We start from the raw sequence: 16,781 nt of genomic DNA, 5'->3' as shown, positions 1-16,781 counted from the left end.
AATGGCAGTAGGGTCGAAGGATCTCGCACCCGCACAGCTGGACGGTTTCGACAACGAGCGTCTCGTTGAAGAACTCCGCAAGTCCAAGGAAGAGCTGTTCAACCTGCGTTTCCAGTCCGCCACCGGTCAGCTGGAGAACCACGGTCGTCTGCGCGCGGTAAAGAAGGACATCGCACGCATCTACACCGTTCTCCGTGAGCGCGAGCTGGGCATTCGTGCCGAGGTTGCCGCACCGGTTGCGGAAGCCAAGGAAGAAAAGAAGTCCAAGAAGTCCACAGCCAAGGCTGAGAAGGCTGAGAAGCCGGCCGAGGCTGAGACCGAGGAGGACGCCAAGTGAGTGAAAAGGACGAGAACGTGACGGAAACTGGTTCCGCAACGGCAGCTGCCGAGCGCGGTTACCGTAAGACGCGTCGCGGCTACGTGGTCTCGGACAAGATGGAAAAGACCATCGTTGTCCAGGTTGAGGACCGCGTGAAGCACGCCCTGTACGGCAAGGTCATCCGCCGCACGTCGAAGGTGAAGGCCCACGACGAAGAGAACACCGCCGGCATCGGCGACCTCGTCGTGATCGCCGAGACCCGCCCGCTGTCCGCCAGCAAGCGGTGGCGCCTGGTGGAGATCCTCGAGAAGGCCAAGTAACACCTGCAGCCCTACTGTTTCCAGTAGCTGCACCGGAAACCCCCGTTCCCTTTGGGAGCGGGGGTTTTCCCGTTTACATGGGACGTCCGACGGCGGCCGCCCGGCTTAACACGGAGGCGGCTGCTGTGATATGGGGCTGGGCGCGAACTGTGCTAAGATTTTGAGTTTGTATGGCGCCTTTTGTGCCGTCAGCAAACCTCGTAAACAATCGTGCCACGGCATAGTGCCCCCTTGCGCTTGGACTGCGTCCAAAACCGCCTGGGAAGCAAATGTTTTTGGCACGGGCGTTTAGGCCTGGTCTGGCAAAATCCAGGCAGGTCAAGAGACACCCCGATCAACCGTTCCGCAAGGCTCATTCCGTAGGAAGATTTTCGGTCTGAGAACCCGCGCGACGCAAGGAGTAAATAGTGATTCAGCAGGAGTCGCGACTGAAGGTCGCCGACAACACGGGTGCTAAGGAAATCCTTACCATCCGCGTTCTCGGTGGATCTGGCCGTCGCTACGCAGGCATCGGCGACGTCATCGTCGCTACCGTCAAGGACGCAATCCCGGGCGGCAACGTAAAGAAGGGCGACGTCGTCAAGGCTGTCATCGTCCGTACCAAGAAGGAACGCCGCCGTGCGGATGGTTCCTACATCAAGTTTGACGAGAACGCAGCTGTGATCCTGAAGAACGACGGTGACCCCCGCGGTACCCGTATCTTCGGACCGGTTGGTCGTGAACTCCGTGACAAGAAGTTCATGAAGATCGTTTCTCTGGCTCCGGAGGTGCTCTAGTCCATGGCTAAGATCAAGAAGGGTGACCTGGTTCAGGTCATCACTGGCGCCAAGGCTGAGCGCGGCGGCGACCGTGGCAAGCAGGGCAAGGTTCTGCGCGTCTTCCCCGACACCAACCGCGTGCTGGTTGAAGGCATCAACCGCGTAACCAAGCACACCAAGGTCGGTCAGTCGCAGCGCGGCACCAAGACCGGTGGCATCGAGGTCGTCGAGGCACCGATCCACATCTCCAACGTGGCTCTCGTGGACCCGTCGACCAAGAAGCCGACCCGCGTCGGTTTCCGCCTCGACACCGTTGAGAAGGACGGCGTCAAGAAGACCGTCCGCATCCGCGTGGCCAAGAGCTCCGGGAAGGACATCTAATGACTGAGACTCTCGAGACTCCGGCAACGAAGATCGTTCCTCGTCTGAAGACCAAGTACGCAGAATCCATCAAGGCTGCGCTGCAGGATGAATTCAAGTACGAGAACGTCAACCAGGTTCCCCGTCTGGTCAAGGTTGTTGTGAACATGGGTGTTGGAGATGCCGCCAAGGACTCCAAGCTGATCGACGGCGCTGTCCGCGACCTCACCCTGATCACCGGCCAGAAGCCGCAGGTAACCAAGGCCCGCAAGTCGATCGCCCAGTTCAAGCTGCGCGAAGGCATGCCCATCGGTGCACACGCTACCCTGCGTGGCGACCGCATGTGGGAATTCGTGGACCGTCTGGTCACGCTGGCTCTGCCGCGTATCCGTGACTTCCGCGGCCTCAGCGGCAAGCAGTTCGATGGCAACGGCAACTACACCTTCGGTCTGACCGAGCAGGTTATGTTCCACGAGATCGACCAGGATTCCATTGACCGCGTTCGCGGTATGGACATCACGGTTGTGACCACCGCCAAGACCGACGACGAAGGCCGCGCGCTGCTCAAGGCGCTTGGTTTCCCGTTCAAGACCGAAGCTTAATTAGCTACGTAAAAGGTCCGGCCGTTTTGATCCCTCAGGGACAGCGCGGCGGAAACCGTTACGAGGAAGGGCAAGAGCCCAAATGACTATGACAGATCCTGTCGCAGACATGCTTACACGTCTGCGCAATGCAAACTCGGCATACCACGATTCCGTGTCTATGCCTTACAGCAAGCTCAAGGCACGCGTTGCTGACATCCTGAAGGCGGAAGGTTTCATCGCCGGCTGGAAGGAAGAAGACGCTGAGGTCGGCAAGAAGCTGACCCTCGAGCTGAAGTTCGGTCCGAACCGCGAGCGTTCGATCGCCGGTGTCCGCCGCATCTCCAAGCCGGGTCTCCGCGTTTACGCGAAGTCCACCAACCTGCCACACGTGCTGGGTGGCCTGGGTATCGCAATCCTGTCCACCTCTTCCGGCCTCCTGACTGACAAGCAGGCCGGCAAGAAGGGCGTGGGCGGCGAAGTCCTCGCTTACGTCTGGTAACGGGAAAGGAAGAGAATAATGTCACGTATTGGACGTCTCCCCATCACCGTTCCTGCCGGCGTTGAGGTTAAGGTTGACGGCTCTGTCGTCAGCGTCAAGGGTTCCAAGGGCGAGCTGAGCCACACTGTGGCCAGCCCGATCGAGGTTGCTCTGGACGACAACACCCTGACCGTCACCCGCCCGAACGATGAGCGCGCCTCCCGTTCGCTCCACGGCCTGACCCGCACCCTGATCTCTAACATGATCCAGGGCGTCACCGCAGGCTACGAGAAGAAGCTTGAAATCGTCGGTACCGGTTACCGCGTTCAGGCCAAGGGATCTGACCTTGAGTTCGCTCTCGGCTACAGCCACCCGGTCAGCGTTTCGGCACCGGCCGGCATCACCTTTGCAGTAGAGGGGCCGACCAAGCTCTCTGTCTCAGGCATCAACAAGCAGCAGGTCGGCGAGGTTGCTGCCAACATTCGCAAGCTGCGTAAGCCGGACCCCTATAAGGGCAAGGGCATTCGCTACGCCGGCGAAGTCATCCGCCGCAAGGTCGGAAAGGCTGGTAAGTAACCATGGCCATCGCAATTAACAAGAAGCGTACGAACAAGAGCAAGTCTGCTTCGCGCAGCCGCCGCCAGCTTCGTATCCGCAAGCGCATCTCCGGAACGGCTGTACGTCCCCGCCTGGTCGTCAACCGCTCCGCACGCCACGTATTTGTCCAGGTTGTCGACGACACCATCGGCCAGACCGTAGCGAGCGCATCCACACTGGAAGCCGACCTTCGTGCATTCGACGGTGACAAGACCGCCAAGGCCAAGCGCGTTGGCGAGCTCGTAGCCGAGCGTGCCAAGGCTGCCGGAGTCGAAGCAGTGGTCTTCGACCGTGGTGGTAACAAGTACCACGGCCGGATCGCCGCCGTCGCTGACGGTGCACGTGAAGGTGGGCTGTCACTGTGACGGAAGCAAACAAGGAAAAGGACACTGTGTCTGCAGATCAGAAGGCGACTGAAGCCGTAGCTGCTGAGGCCACTGAGACCACTGCCCCCGCAGCTGCCGACGACCGCCGTGGTGGCGCCCGTCGCGGCGAGCGTGGCGACCGTGGCCAGGGCCGCGGCGACCGTGGTGGCCGTGGTGGCCGCGACGGCGGCCGTGAAGCCGAGAAGAGCCAGTTCGTAGAGCGCGTTGTTACCATCAACCGCGTTTCCAAGGTCGTCAAGGGTGGTCGTCGCTTCAGCTTCACCGCACTCGTCGTCGTTGGTGACGGTAACGGCATGGTCGGCGTCGGCTACGGCAAGGCCAAGGAAGTTCCCGCTGCAATCGCAAAGGGCGTTGAAGAGGCCAAGAAGTCCTTCTTCCGCGTTCCCCGCGTTGGCAACACCATCCCTCACCGCGTTCAGGGTGAAGCCGCCGCAGGCGTCGTAATGCTGCGTCCGGCTTCCGCCGGTACCGGTGTTATCGCCGGTGGCCCGGTCCGTGCAGTACTGGAGTGCGTGGGCATCCACGACATCCTCTCCAAGTCGCTCGGTTCCTCGAACGCCATCAACATCGTTCACGCGACTGTTGACGCCCTGAAGCGCCTCGAAGAGCCGGCAGCAGTGGCAGCACGCCGCGGCCTCCCGCTGGACGAGATCGCCCCGCCGGCACTGGTGAAGGCTCTCCTGAACCAGAAGGCAGGTGTCTAAGCAATGGCAAAGAACCTGATTCCCTCCGACGCCCAGTTGGAGATCACTCAGATCAAGTCCGCCATTGGCGGCAAGCAGAACCAGCGCGACACCCTGCGGTCCCTCGGCCTGAAGCGGATCGGACACACCGTTGTCCGCACCGCCGACGCCGTGACCGTTGGAATGCTCAACACGGTTCCGCACCTGGTAAAGGTAGAGGAGGCGAAGTAAATGGCAGAGAAGAACACTGCTGAGAAGGCACAGAGCGCCGCTGCTGAGAAGCAGAACGCACTGAAGGTTCACCACCTGCGTCCCGCCCCGGGTGCCAAGACCGCCAAGACCCGCGTTGGTCGTGGTGAAGGTTCCAAGGGTAAGACCGCCGGTCGCGGTACCAAGGGTACGAAGGCCCGCTACCAGGTCAAGGCTGGCTTTGCCGGCGGCCAGCTGCCGCTGCACATGCGCCTGCCGAAGCTGCGCGGCTTCAAGAACCCGTTCCGGGTCGAGTTCCAGGTTGTAAACCTGGACCGTCTCAACGAGCTCTTCCCGGAAGGTGGCACTGTCACCGTGGAGGATCTGGTTGCAAAGGGTGCCGTTCGCAAGAACCAGCCCGTGAAGGTGCTTGGCACCGGCGACATCACCGTCAAGGTTGACGTCACCGCCCACGCATTCTCGGCCAGCGCCACTGAAAAGATCGCTGCAGCAGGCGGAAGCACCACCGCTCTCTAGGAGACGCCTCCAGAGGACGGTGGGCTGATGCCCGTCGTTGAACTCCCGGTACGCGGGGCCGAGGCCCCCGTGCCGGGAGTTTTCCGTATCCCGACGTCTTTCGGATTGTTCGCATAGCGCAATCAACCGTTAGACTCGGTTGTTGGGTTTATTGTCCCGCATCACAAGACTTATTAATTTCTGAGGAGGACGCTTGCTTAGCGCATTCGGCCGGGCTTTTCGAACGCCTGATCTGCGACGCAAGTTGTTGTTCACGCTGGGAATCATCACAATCTTCCGCTTGGGAGCCTTCATCCCCTCGCCTGGTGTGAACTACCAGAATGTCCAGCAATGCTTGTCGACCGGGCAGACCCAGGGCGGGATCTACCAGCTCGTCAATCTTTTCAGCGGCGGTGCATTGCTGCAGGTCTCCATCTTCGCTTTGGGAATCATGCCGTACATCACGGCAAGCATCATCGTGCAGCTGCTCCGGGTGGTCATTCCCCGGTTCCAGCAGCTGCATGAAGAAGGCGCCTCGGGGCAGTCGAAGCTGACGCAGTACACGCGTTACCTCACCATTGCCCTCGGCCTGCTGAACGCCACCACGCTGGTGTCCCTCGCGCGCTCCGGTCAGCTCCTGCCCGGCTGCAACCTGCCGATCATCCCGGACAACAGCGTCATCACCACGATCCTGATCATCATCACGCTGACGGCCGGCACAGGCCTCATCATGTGGATGGGCGAACTGGTGACCGAAAAGGGTGTGGGCAACGGCATGTCGCTGCTCATCTTCACCGCCATCGCGGCTGGCTTCCCCACCTCCCTGGGTGCCATCTGGACCTCACAGGGGCCGGGCACGTTCTTCCTCGTCCTCGCCATCGGCCTCCTGACGGTTGCCCTGGTGGTCTTCGTGGAGCAGTCGCAGCGCCGCATCCCGGTGCAGTATGCCAAGCGGATGATCGGTCGCCGGACTGTGGGCGGCACCAGCACCTACATTCCCATCAAGGTGAACATGGCCGGCGTTATCCCGGTGATCTTCGCGTCCTCCATGCTCTACCTGCCGGCGTTGATCTCGCAGTTCAACCAGCCGCAGCAGGGGGAGCCGATCCAGCCGTGGGTTGAGTGGATCAACAACAACCTGACCCGCGGTGACCACCCCATCTACATGGCGCTCTACTTCGCCATGATTGTTTTCTTTACATACTTCTACGTCGCGATCACCTTCAATCCTGAAGAGGTCTCGGACAACATGAAGAAATACGGCGGCTTCATTCCGGGTATACGTGCCGGCAGGCCGACCGCGGATTACCTGCAGTACGTCCTGTCGCGGATTACGCTTCCCGGGGCCATTTACCTTGGCTTCGTGGCGCTGATCCCGCTGGTGGCGCTCGTGCTGATCAACGCGAACCAGAACTTCCCGTTCGGTGGCACCTCGATTCTGATCATGGTGGGCGTTGGCCTGGAAACCGTCAAGCAAATTGACGCGCAGCTACAGCAGCGTCACTACGAAGGGCTATTGCGATGACCAGAATGTTGATTATCGGACCACCGGGTTCGGGCAAGGGTACGCAGGCGGAACGCATCTCGGAGCGCCTTGGCGTCGTTGCGATCTCCACCGGCGACATCTTCCGTGCGAACGTCAAGGGCGAGACCCCGCTGGGTGTCGAGGCCAAGAAGTACATGGATGCCGGGGACTTCGTGCCGGACAGCGTGACCAACAAGATGGTCCGCGACCGTCTCAGCGAAACCGACGTCGAAGACGGCTTCCTGCTGGACGGCTACCCGCGCACCACGGCCCAGGTTGACTACCTGGATGAGATTCTGGCCAATGGTGACCAGAGGCTCGACGTGGTCCTGCAGCTGACGGCGGACGACGAGGAGCTCGTTGCACGCCTCCTGGGCCGTGCCAAGGAAACCGGGCGCAGCGACGACAACGAGGCCGTCATCCGCCACCGGCTGGACCTTTACCACGAGCAGACCGAAGCTGTGGTGGCGAAGTATGCCGAGCGCGGCATCCTGACCCAGGTGGACGGCATCGGCGCCATCGACGAAGTCACCGACCGCGTCATGCAGGCCATCAAAGAGGCTCAGGCAGCCTGATTCAGTAACCACGCTACGAGGCTCCTCCCGGTTCATTGGGAGGGGCCTCCGGCTTTTAGCCGTACAACGGCTAGCCCTGCTGGCATCCGCCGGCGGGGGCACCACCGAGAGGAAACCGCAGATGGCATTCGGCCAGCCACGGATTGAATACAAGACCAATGCCCAGATGCGCACGATGCACGAAGCCGGGCTGGTCCTGAACCGCGCCCTGGACGCTGCTGTGGCCGCGGCCGCACCTGGGGTCACCACGAAGCAGCTTGACGAGGTGTTCGCCGGGGTCCTCCTGGAAGCCGGCGCAAAGTCCAACTTCCTCGGCTACCACGGGTTCCCCGCCACCATCTGCACGTCCGTGAACGAGGAAGTGGTCCACGGGATCCCGGGACCCAGGGTTCTGCGGGACGGTGACATCATCTCGATCGACGGCGGCGCGATCGTGGACGGCTGGCACTCGGATTCTGCCCGCACTGTCATTGTTGGGACCGCTGATCCGGAGGACCAGCGACTGTCGGACGTCACCCAGGCCGCCATGTGGCGGGGCATCGCGGCCCTGGCCACCGGCAAATTCGTGGGCGACATCGGCTGCGCCGTGGACGACTACGTCTCCTCCGTGCCGGGCAAACCACTGGGCATACTCGAGGACTATGTCGGCCACGGCATCGGCTCCGAGATGCACATGGCTCCGGACGTGCTGAACTACCGCTCAAGCCACCGGGGCCCGAAGATCCGCCCGGGCCTGTGCCTCGCCATCGAGCCGATGCTCGTGCGCGGCAGCATCGAAACCGCTGTCCTGGACGATGACTGGACGGTGGTCACGACGGACGGCAAGCGGTCCTGCCAGTGGGAGCACTCCGTCGCCGTCCATGAGAAGGGCATCTGGGTGCTGTCCGCGCCCGACGGCGGCGCTGCCCAGCTGGCACCGCTTGGTGTGGTCCCGGTTCCGATTCCCTGACGACGCTCAGTTTCCCTCGCGACACTCAAAATCCCTGGCGCTACCGGAATTCCGGTAGCGCCAGGGATTTTGCGCGTCATGGACGAGTTTGCGCATCGCAGCGAAGGGAGTGGACCACAATGGGAGCCATGGGAGCGACGGGAAAGATCACTGACGTGCCTGGCCTGCGGGTCGGTCACCGGCAGAAGTCCGACGGCGGCTGGCTGAGCGGCGTGACGGTGGTCCTGCCGCCGCCGGGAACCGTGGGCTCGGTGGATGTCCGCGGGGGAGGCCCCGGCACCCACGAGACCGATGCGCTGGACCCCACCACCCTGGTCCCGACCGTGGACGCTGTGGTCCTCACGGGCGGGAGCGCCTACGGCCTTGTGACCGCGCACGGCGTCCAGCGCTGGTGCGAGGAGCACGGACGCGGCTTCGCAGTCACCGGCGGGGTGGTTCCGATCGTCCCCGCGGCCGCCATCTTCGACCTCGGCCGCGGCGGCGACTTCTCGGCCCGCCCCGACGCCGGGATGGGCTATGCAGCGGCCGCCGCCGCAGGCGCACAAATGGAAGGGCACGACGTCGAACGCGGCAATGTGGGCGCTGGCACCGGAGCGGTCATGGGACGGGGCAAATACAAGGGGGGAGTAGGCACCGCCTCGGTTCCCCTGGAAAACGGAGTGGTTGTCGGAGCCCTGGCCGTGGTGAATGCGGTGGGCCTGCCGCTTGTTGAGCCGGGGAAAACGGAGGCTACCGATTTCGACAAGCTCACTGACCGGGAGGACCCGCCACTCAACACCACCCTCGTCGTTGTCGCCACCAACGCGGACCTTGACCCGGCCGAATGCAAGCGGACCGCGTCCGCGGCCCATGCCGGACTGGCCAGGGCGCTGAACCCGAGCCACACCTTGGCAGACGGGGACACGGTGTTCTGCCTGGCAACCGGCGGCGCCAGCCTGGATCGGAGCACGGAAACTGCCCGGCAGGTAAGCCTCATTACCCTGCAGAGTGCGGCAGCCGACGTCGTGCGGTTGGCCATTTTGGACGGGGTCCGCAGCGCGGAGGGCGTAACGACTGAGTCAGGCACCTTCGCGGCATACAGATTTGATGCGCCCCGATTTTGATGCGTACCGCGGCATTGTGCGCTACCATGGCTGGATTTAACATTCCGGCCCGAATGCCGTAGTGTTGCATGTTGGTTGTCTGCCCTGCCACGCCCATTTGCGGCCGGCTGGCGACGATCAATCAATCAAAAAACGTCCGCAGTCATGCCCGGTGCAATTCGGGTGGGCTGAGGCAAACAACAGTTAGCGGAGGATATGGCCAAGAAGGACGGGGTCATAGAGATCGAGGGCGTAGTGACTGAGGCGCTGCCCAACGCGATGTTTCGCGTTGAGCTCACCAACAAGCACATCGTCCTGGCACACATCTCTGGAAAAATGCGCCAGCACTACATCAGGATTCTCCCTGAGGACCGCGTAGTGGTGGAGCTGAGCCCTTACGACCTCACACGTGGTCGTATCGTCTACCGCTACAAGTAAACGTTGGGCGGCCAGAGCAACTGCCGAAGGCCGGTCCATCGGACCAACTGCTATCACGCAAAGGAACGCCATGAAGGTCAAGCCGAGCGTCAAGCAGATCTGCGAAAAGTGCAAAGTGATCCGCCGTAATGGCCGGGTCATGGTGATCTGCGAGAACCCGCGCCACAAGCAGCGCCAGGGCTAATTCCCTTCCGGGAATCCCTGGGTTGCTAACCCACGCAAGTAAATAAAAGGCAGCACAAGCTGAACTGGAACATTGAGCTCTAAAGAGTCCGGACAGCTAACCCCCGGTCGGAGGCTGGGGCCGCACTGAAAGTGCGGGTGTACTGCCTACGACCTCCGGTTTATTCAAGGAGTACTGCCACTATGGCTCGTCTCGCTGGCGTAGACATTCCCCGCGAAAAGCGGCTGGAAATTGCGCTTACTTACATCTACGGCGTGGGCAAGACCCGTGCACACGAAACCCTGGCTGCCACCGGCATCAGCGCTGACGTCCGCGTAAAGGACCTCAGCGACGCCGAGCTGGTCCAGCTGCGTGACTACATTGAAGGCAACTACAAGGTTGAGGGTGACCTTCGCCGCGAAGTGGCCGCAGATATCCGCCGCAAGGTTGAAATCGGCAGCTACGAAGGCCTGCGTCACCGCAAGGGCCTGCCCGTACGCGGTCAGCGTACGAAGACCAACGCGCGTACCCGCAAGGGCCCGAAGCGTACCGTCGCCGGCAAGAAGAAGGCCCGTTAATCCCTGAGGGATTAACTCGGTTTTCCCCCGATAACTTTCTGTAGGAGAAAAAATGCCCCCGAAGACTCGTGGCGCGGTTCGCAAGCCGCGTAAGAAGGACAAGAAGAATATCGCGCTTGGCCAGGCGCACATCAAGAGCACCTTTAACAACACCATCGTGTCCATCACGGACCCGACCGGTGCTGTCATCTCCTGGGCTTCCGCCGGTGAGGTTGGATTCAAGGGCTCGCGTAAGTCCACCCCGTTCGCTGCACAGATGGCTGCCGAAGCTGCTGCCAAGCGTGCACAGGAGCACGGCCTGAAGAAGGTTGACGTGTTCGTCAAGGGACCGGGATCCGGACGCGAGACCGCCATCCGTTCGCTGCAGGCTGCTGGCCTCGAGGTTGGCTCCATCCAGGACGTCACCCCCGCCGCGCACAACGGCTGCCGTCCCCCGAAGCGCCGCCGCGTCTAAGCTTTTCCGCTGCCCGGAGCTTGCCCGGACCCTTACCGGGTCCGGGCAAGCCCAGCGCGTTAAGTCTTCAGACCGATTTTCCACCACCTGTGTTGCGTCATATAGCGGATGCTCGCCGAAAGGAAACCTAAGTGCTCATTGCACAGCGCCCCACCCTCTCCGAAGAGGTCGTCTCCGATAACCGCTCCCGCTTCATCATTGAACCGCTGGAGCCGGGCTTCGGATACACCCTCGGAAACTCCCTCCGCCGTACCCTGCTCTCTTCTATCCCCGGTGCCGCTGTAACCAGCATCCGGATCGATGGCGTGCTGCACGAGTTCACCACGGTTCCGGGTGTTAAGGAAGATGTCACCGAGATCATCCTGAACATCAAGAACCTGTCCGTGTCCTCCGAGCACGACGAGCCGGTTGTTGCTTACCTGCGCAAGCAGGGACCCGGAGTCGTCACCGCCGCGGACATCGCTCCGCCGGCAGGCGTCGAATTCCACAACCCGGATCTGCACATTGCCACGCTGAACTCGAAGGGCAAGTTCGAACTCGAACTGACCATCGAGCGCGGCCGCGGCTACGTTTCGGCAGCTCAGAACAAGTCCGGCGACGCAGAGATCGGCCGTATCCCGGTCGACTCCATCTACTCGCCGGTGCTGAAGGTTACTTTCCGCGTGGAAGCCACCCGTGTTGAGCAGCGCACCGACTTCGACAAGCTCATTGTCGACGTCGAGACCAAGCAGGCCATCGCCCCGCGCGATGCGGTTGCTTCCGCAGGTACCACCCTGGTGGAACTCTTCGGTCTGGCCCGCGAGCTGAACACCGCAGCTGAAGGTATCGAGATCGGTCCGTCGCCGACGGATGCTGCCCTGGCAGCAGACATGGCCCTGCCGATCGAGGATCTGGACCTCACCGTCCGTTCCTACAACTGCCTCAAGCGTGAGGGCATCCACACCGTGGGTGAACTCGTTGCCCGCTCCGAGGCTGACCTGATGGACATCCGTAACTTCGGTGCCAAGTCCATCGATGAGGTCAAGGCAAAGCTGGTTGAACTGGGACTGTCCCTCAAGGACTCGCCTCCCGGCTTCGACCTCGCCGCCCGCGCCGCAGCCATCGAAGAGGACGACGCCGCGTTCAGCGACGACGAGCTCTAACAAGCAGATCTTGGCCGGCGGGCTGGATGCACCATGGTGTGCGCAGCCCCACCGGCTTCCATATGAGGAGAAACAACTATGCCTACCCCCACTAAGGGTCCGCGCCTCGGTGGCGGCCCGGCTCACGAGCGTCTCATGCTCGCGAACCTGGCTTCCGCACTGTTCGAGCACAAGCGGATCACCACCACGGTCACCAAGGCCAAGCGCCTGAAGCCGTACGCCGAGCGCCTGGTCACCTTCGCCAAGCGCGGCGACCTCGCATCCCGCCGCCGCGTTCTCGGCCTGATCAGCAACAAGGGCGTCGTCCACGAGCTGTTCACCGACATCGCGCAGGCAGTGGAGAACCGCGACGGCGGCTACACCCGCATCACCAAGATCGGCAACCGCAAGGGCGACAACGCTCCCATGGCTGTCATCGAGCTGGTTCTCGAGCCCGTTTCGGCCAAGCAGGCCGTAGTCGCGGAGGCTACTGCTGCTGCCAAGCGCGATGCAGACAAGGCCGCCCCGGCTGCCGAGGAAGCCCCCGAGGCAGAGGCCGCTGAGACTGAAGCCGCTGAGGCTCCCGAGGCTACGGAAGCCTCCAAGACTGAGGCTGCTGCAACCGAAGAGGCTCCGGCCGCTGAGGAAGCTCCGGCTGAAGAAGCTGCTGACGAGTCCAAAAAGGACGCGAAGTAATTCGCTGAATCCTTCGCATAGACTTAAGTCTATGAACGACCAAAAACCCGCGGCCCCCGTATTGGGGGGCGGCGGGTTTTTGCGTATCCGGCTTGATTTGGCGTACGACGGCGGCCCCTTCAGCGGGTGGGCGGTGCAGCCGGGACTGCGCACAGTCCAGGGAACCCTGGAAGCGGCGCTGGAGCTGGTGATCCGCCGGCCGGTCCGGGTCACCGTAGCGGGGCGGACAGACGCCGGTGTTCACGCCCGCGGCCAGGTGGTCCACCTTGATCTGACGGAAGCCGAGTGGCTGGGACTGAACCGTGGCGCCGAACTTGATCCCGCCGTCGCGCTTTTACGCAGGCTGCGGGGTGCACTGAGTCGGGGGCTCGGGGACCTGACGGGCGCCATTGTGGTGCACCAGGTGTCCATCGCGCCGGAGGGTTTCGACGCGCGCTTTTCCGCGCTGTGGCGCCGCTACAGCTACCGCATCGCCGACGGGCCGGCGCTCTGGGACCCGTTGGGCCGGTACGACACGCTCTGGCACAAGGCGCCGCTTGACGTGGACCTCCTGAACGAGGGGGCGTCCAAGCTGCTGGGGCTGCAGAACTTCCTCTCCTACTGCAAGCCGCGCGAGGGCTCCACCACCATCCGCGAACTGCAGCGCTTCGAGTTCACCCGCGGCCCGGACGGCGTTATTGTGGCCACGGTCCAGGCCGACGCGTTCTGCCACAACATGGTGCGTGCGCTCGTGGGTTCGGCGCTGTATGTGGGGGAGGGGGTCGAGCCGCCGGGATGGCTGCACGAGCGGCTGCTGGCCAGGAAGCGTGACGCCCGCTCCGTGCTGGCGGCCCCGCATCCGTTGGTGCTGGAGGAAGTGGCCTACCCGTCGGACGACGAGCTGCTTGCACGCGCCGTACTCACGCGTGCCCTGCGGGAGTAAGTCCCTGCATTAACCCTCTTCTGAGGGCCCTGCCTCAGTTCCGGGCCTGCTGCCAGTAGGCTGGGAGGCAGTCTTTAGTCATGTAGTCCTTACAGGGGGTAAGGGATGAATGATCGTCGCGTTGTTGTGGTTATCGAACAGGACCAGGAGGTCAGCGCGCTGTTGTGCGAGACCCTTGGTGACGCTGGTTTTGAGGTGCATTGCTCGGCCACCGGCGAGGCAGGGCTGGCGCTGGTCCGGGCGGTGCAGCCGGATACTGTCACGGTGAATGGGTCGCTGCCGGACATGGACGGCCTCGAGGTGGTGAGGCGCATCCGGAAGTTCAGCCACGCGTACCTGTTGATTGTCAGCGAAAGCAGTGATCTTGGGGCCACTGTGCAGGCCTTCGATGCCGGAGCTGACGACTATCTGGTCACACCCCTCCGGCCCCGTGAACTCCGCGTGCGTGTCGACGGTATGCTGCGGCGCCCGCGGCAATTGCGGGAGAGCCGGCGTGCAATTTCTGAAACGGTCGTGGAAGCAGTGACACGGTGCCTGGAGCACAAGGGTCTGGAGGTGGACACGGTTGCCCGTTGCGTGCGACTGGCAGGGCGGACGGTGGAACTTACCAGGACAGAGTTCGACCTGCTCCATCTTATTGTGGAGCAGGGGAAACGCGTGGTGACGAAGACCGAGCTGGCCCGCCACCTGCAGCTCGAGGACCTGGGACCCGGACGCCCCCGGAAAGTGGACACGGACCGCGTCATCGAAGTCCACATCGGAAACCTGAGGCGAAAGCTTGGAGACGACGCACGGTCTCCGAAGTGGCTCAAGACAGTCCGCGGCCTGGGATACACGCTGACGTAGCCCGCGGTGGACTGTGCCCCTGCAAACGGGGGGTGGCACGGAAAATCCTAAGAAAATGCCAAGGGTGCAGGAGCACCGTAGGAGCATGAAATCACTACGAAGCGACGAGGTTGTTGCAGTCCGCGGCGTTCTTACCGATACGCATCCGGTCGATTTCTATGCGCTTGGCGTCGCGGGGGCGATTGACCGCTTGACCCTTCCGCTGCGCGAGCGCGGGACCGTGGTTCACCTGGAGGCTCCGCACCACGGAATGGAGGTGGACCGGAAGTGTGCCACCCTCCTCTATCGGGCCGCCCAGGAGCTCCTCAGCAACGTGTACAAATTCGCCCACGCCTCGGCCGTGACCATTCGGCTGGGCTGCCTCAGCCATCCGCCCCTCTGCCATGACGTTCAGCTCAAAGTGACCGACGACGGCACCGGTTTCGATGTCCAGGCAGCAACCCAGGGCCGGCATTCCGGGATGGGGCTGCGGCTCATGCGGCTCGCCGTGGAAACGGCCGGCGGCCACATGCTGATCGACTCGTCCTCCGCGGGTACGTGCGTGAACATCACGCTGCCGCTGGACTGAGTGTCCCCGGGCTGAGAGTGCCCTTGCTGGGAGCCGGCGAATGGAACTGCACAGGTTAGGAAGGTTCCCGGGGCAGTGTCATGGTGAACGTAGTCCCGGCGCCCGCCTTGCTCTCGCACGTGATGGCGCCACCATGCCGTTCCACGATTGTCTTCGTAATGGAGAGGCCGAGGCCCACTCCGGGGATTGCCGCCTCCTGGGCGGCCTGGGTACGGAAGAACCTGGTGAAGATCCGGGAGGTCTCCTCTTCACTGATGCCCATTCCGGTGTCCTGGACCTGTAGCTGCACCCAGTCATCAGTGGTGCGGGCGCGAACCGTCACTGCACCGCCGTCCGGAGAGTATTTGATGGCGTTGGACACCAGATTGTCGAGTGCCTGCGAGATGCGGAGCGGATCGGCATGCGCCCAGAGGGGTGCCGGGGCGTCGACGCTGAGGGAGACGTGGGAGGCGTCGGCCTGCGTCTGGGCGGATCCCACGGTGGTGTCGATGAGGCTGGCCAGATCTGTCCTCCGGGCATGGACCGCCAGCACTGCGGAGGCCGAGACGAGCAGATCGGACACCAGAGACAGGAGCCGTTCGGCATTCCTCTGCACCACTTCAAGCCGCTGCACTGCCGCCGGTGACAGGGCGTCAGCCTCATCCAGCACCAGGTCAACATTCCCCAGCACCGACATCAGCGGGCTGCGGAATTCGTGGGAGACATTGGAGATCAGTTCCTCCTTCGCGGAGAGCGCGTCCACGAGCCCGGTCACATCGCTGTAGACGATGACAGCGCCGCTGAACCCGCCGTCGTCGTTCCTCATGATCCGGGCAGCCGTGGAAACGGCACGCCGCGCGCTGCCTTCGCCGAGCCACACCAGATAGTTCGCAAACGTCTCGCCCGCAATCGCCCGGTGGATCGGTCGCTTGTCCTCCGGCAGCGGGGTGACCTTGTCCTGGCCGAACATGAGCTGCTTGGATTCCTCGATTTCCGCGGCTCCCCCCGCGGGAGATGCGGCACGCTGGAACATTTTTTGCTGGTCGTTGACGAGCACTTTATGGCCGTCGGCGTCTACGGCCACAATACCGACGTCGATGGTGTCGAGGATGGTTTTGAAAAGCCTTTCACGAGCTCTGCTTTGTATGAGCAGTTCCCGGAGTTCGGCATCCTTTTTTTCGAGCCGTTGGCGCTGCAGACGGATATTGGCGCTGGCGAACCGGATTGCCAGGGAGACGGCCAGCATCATGAGGGGCAACAGGGTGGCAGTGGCAATGTCCGAAGGTGAAATATTGGGGAACTTTTGCACCAGTGAAGGCAGCCCGATGAGCAGGGGTCCGAAGAAACTGAGCAAAATGCTGGTCTTCACGAAGGAACCCGATGCCGAGAGCCAGATCACCGGGAATATTGCCAGCACTCCCAGGCCAGCTACAGAAGGAACGGCTCCGTTGCGGGCGAGGCCGATCACCAGGAGGTCAAGAATCGGAATGATGAGGTAGGAATTTGCCGGAAGCCGCTCCCAAGGAACCACCAAGCACGCCAGGAACAACACGCCCATCAGGGCTATGGACGCAAGAAAGACGGCATTCTCGATGAGCCTGGGCCACACTGAAGGCGCGGCTATGGCGAAGGCGGCAAGAAGGAGCGTTACCGGGAGTTGGCAAAGCGCCACCTGGACTCTCGGCTTCAGCCTTC

General features: G+C 62.5%; 25 protein-coding genes. 24 read left to right on the top strand and 1 reads right to left on the bottom strand.

Going from position 1 to position 16,781, the window contains the following annotated elements; genetic code table 11:
- Position 1: 1 nt before the first annotated feature.
- The 24 genes from rpmC (at position 2) to AC5RUM_RS08965 (ending at position 15,107) form a co-directional block, all read left to right on the top strand.
- A complete protein-coding gene (rpmC, locus tag AC5RUM_RS09080; protein ID WP_400580289.1) occupies positions 2-337 on the top strand; it encodes a 50S ribosomal protein L29 in 336 nt (111 codons plus the stop codon).
- Positions 334-639: a 30S ribosomal protein S17 gene (gene rpsQ / locus AC5RUM_RS09075; protein ID WP_400580287.1), complete on the top strand. Its 306-nt coding sequence runs from the start codon at positions 334-336 to the stop codon at positions 637-639. The genes rpmC and rpsQ overlap by 4 nt, the downstream gene beginning before the upstream one ends.
- A gap of 407 nt (positions 640-1,046) precedes the next feature.
- Positions 1,047-1,415 (top strand): 50S ribosomal protein L14, encoded by a 369-nt coding sequence (gene rplN / locus AC5RUM_RS09070; RefSeq protein WP_003803789.1) that lies wholly within the window; start codon positions 1,047-1,049, stop codon positions 1,413-1,415.
- Positions 1,416-1,418: 3 nt separating this feature from the next.
- A complete protein-coding gene (rplX, locus tag AC5RUM_RS09065; RefSeq protein ID WP_494034620.1) occupies positions 1,419-1,778 on the top strand; it encodes a 50S ribosomal protein L24 in 360 nt (119 codons plus the stop codon).
- Positions 1,778-2,359 carry a 50S ribosomal protein L5 gene (gene rplE / locus AC5RUM_RS09060; RefSeq protein WP_400580283.1) on the top strand — a complete coding sequence of 194 codons (582 nt, stop codon included), beginning with the start codon at positions 1,778-1,780 and terminating at the stop codon, positions 2,357-2,359. The genes rplX and rplE overlap by 1 nt, the downstream gene beginning before the upstream one ends.
- Positions 2,360-2,441: 82 nt before the next feature.
- Complete coding sequence (gene rpsH / locus AC5RUM_RS09055; protein ID WP_018769139.1) at positions 2,442-2,840, top strand: 30S ribosomal protein S8; 399 nt, start codon at positions 2,442-2,444, stop codon at positions 2,838-2,840.
- A gap of 18 nt (positions 2,841-2,858) precedes the next feature.
- Positions 2,859-3,395, top strand: coding sequence for a 50S ribosomal protein L6 (gene rplF, locus AC5RUM_RS09050; protein ID WP_400580281.1), 537 nt, complete (start codon positions 2,859-2,861; stop codon positions 3,393-3,395).
- Between the two features lie 2 nt (positions 3,396-3,397).
- A complete protein-coding gene (gene rplR / locus AC5RUM_RS09045; RefSeq protein ID WP_003803763.1) occupies positions 3,398-3,781 on the top strand; it encodes a 50S ribosomal protein L18 in 384 nt (127 codons plus the stop codon).
- Positions 3,778-4,506: a 30S ribosomal protein S5 gene (gene rpsE, locus AC5RUM_RS09040; protein ID WP_494034619.1), complete on the top strand. Its 729-nt coding sequence runs from the start codon at positions 3,778-3,780 to the stop codon at positions 4,504-4,506. The genes rplR and rpsE overlap by 4 nt, the downstream gene beginning before the upstream one ends.
- A 3-nt stretch (positions 4,507-4,509) precedes the next feature.
- Complete coding sequence (gene rpmD / locus AC5RUM_RS09035) at positions 4,510-4,716, top strand: 50S ribosomal protein L30 (protein ID WP_056626615.1); 207 nt, start codon at positions 4,510-4,512, stop codon at positions 4,714-4,716.
- Positions 4,717-5,211: a 50S ribosomal protein L15 gene (gene rplO / locus AC5RUM_RS09030; RefSeq protein ID WP_400580277.1), complete on the top strand. Its 495-nt coding sequence runs from the start codon at positions 4,717-4,719 to the stop codon at positions 5,209-5,211.
- A 193-nt stretch (positions 5,212-5,404) separates the two neighbouring features.
- Entirely contained in the window at positions 5,405-6,715 is a 1,311-nt protein-coding gene (secY, locus tag AC5RUM_RS09025) for a preprotein translocase subunit SecY (protein ID WP_494034618.1), read from the top strand.
- A 5-nt stretch (positions 6,716-6,720) separates the two neighbouring features.
- Positions 6,721-7,290, top strand: a complete 570-nt coding sequence (locus tag AC5RUM_RS09020; RefSeq protein ID WP_494034861.1) for an adenylate kinase — start codon at positions 6,721-6,723, stop codon at positions 7,288-7,290.
- 121 nt (positions 7,291-7,411) lie between these two features.
- On the top strand, positions 7,412-8,239 hold the full coding sequence (gene map, locus AC5RUM_RS09015; protein ID WP_494034617.1) for a type I methionyl aminopeptidase: 828 nt from the start codon (positions 7,412-7,414) through the stop codon (positions 8,237-8,239).
- A gap of 128 nt (positions 8,240-8,367) precedes the next feature.
- Positions 8,368-9,342: a P1 family peptidase gene (locus AC5RUM_RS09010; protein WP_494034616.1), complete on the top strand. Its 975-nt coding sequence runs from the start codon at positions 8,368-8,370 to the stop codon at positions 9,340-9,342.
- Positions 9,343-9,537: 195 nt separating this feature from the next.
- Positions 9,538-9,759 carry a translation initiation factor IF-1 gene (infA, locus tag AC5RUM_RS09005; protein ID WP_009358723.1) on the top strand — a complete coding sequence of 74 codons (222 nt, stop codon included), beginning with the start codon at positions 9,538-9,540 and terminating at the stop codon, positions 9,757-9,759.
- Positions 9,760-9,829: 70 nt separating this feature from the next.
- The gene (gene rpmJ, locus AC5RUM_RS09000) at positions 9,830-9,943 is read left to right on the top strand and encodes a 50S ribosomal protein L36 (protein ID WP_009358722.1); all 114 of its coding nucleotides are present in this window, start codon (positions 9,830-9,832) and stop codon (positions 9,941-9,943) included.
- 182 nt (positions 9,944-10,125) lie between these two features.
- Entirely contained in the window at positions 10,126-10,500 is a 375-nt protein-coding gene (gene rpsM / locus AC5RUM_RS08995) for a 30S ribosomal protein S13 (RefSeq protein WP_090950898.1), read from the top strand.
- A gap of 52 nt (positions 10,501-10,552) precedes the next feature.
- Positions 10,553-10,954, top strand: a complete 402-nt coding sequence (rpsK, locus tag AC5RUM_RS08990; RefSeq protein WP_003803734.1) for a 30S ribosomal protein S11 — start codon at positions 10,553-10,555, stop codon at positions 10,952-10,954.
- Between the two features lie 131 nt (positions 10,955-11,085).
- Positions 11,086-12,096: a DNA-directed RNA polymerase subunit alpha gene (locus AC5RUM_RS08985; RefSeq protein WP_056626606.1), complete on the top strand. Its 1,011-nt coding sequence runs from the start codon at positions 11,086-11,088 to the stop codon at positions 12,094-12,096.
- A gap of 78 nt (positions 12,097-12,174) precedes the next feature.
- Entirely contained in the window at positions 12,175-12,771 is a 597-nt protein-coding gene (gene rplQ / locus AC5RUM_RS08980; protein ID WP_494034615.1) for a 50S ribosomal protein L17, read from the top strand.
- Between the two features lie 31 nt (positions 12,772-12,802).
- Positions 12,803-13,693, top strand: coding sequence for a tRNA pseudouridine(38-40) synthase TruA (truA, locus tag AC5RUM_RS08975; protein WP_494034614.1), 891 nt, complete (start codon positions 12,803-12,805; stop codon positions 13,691-13,693).
- Between the two features lie 105 nt (positions 13,694-13,798).
- Entirely contained in the window at positions 13,799-14,539 is a 741-nt protein-coding gene (locus AC5RUM_RS08970; RefSeq protein ID WP_494034613.1) for a response regulator transcription factor, read from the top strand.
- A gap of 85 nt (positions 14,540-14,624) precedes the next feature.
- Complete coding sequence (locus tag AC5RUM_RS08965; protein WP_494034612.1) at positions 14,625-15,107, top strand: sensor histidine kinase; 483 nt, start codon at positions 14,625-14,627, stop codon at positions 15,105-15,107.
- Positions 15,108-15,162: 55 nt separating this feature from the next.
- Here AC5RUM_RS08965 and AC5RUM_RS08960 read toward each other — a convergent pair whose 3' ends face one another.
- Entirely contained in the window at positions 15,163-16,758 is a 1,596-nt protein-coding gene (locus AC5RUM_RS08960; RefSeq protein WP_494034611.1) for a sensor histidine kinase, read from the bottom strand.
- Positions 16,759-16,781: the final 23 nt, after the last annotated feature.

It is taken from the genome of Arthrobacter sp. B2060 (assembly GCF_059090445.1).
Note: the sequence above shows the minus strand (reverse complement) of the source record. Positions and strands in the feature narration are given on the sequence as shown.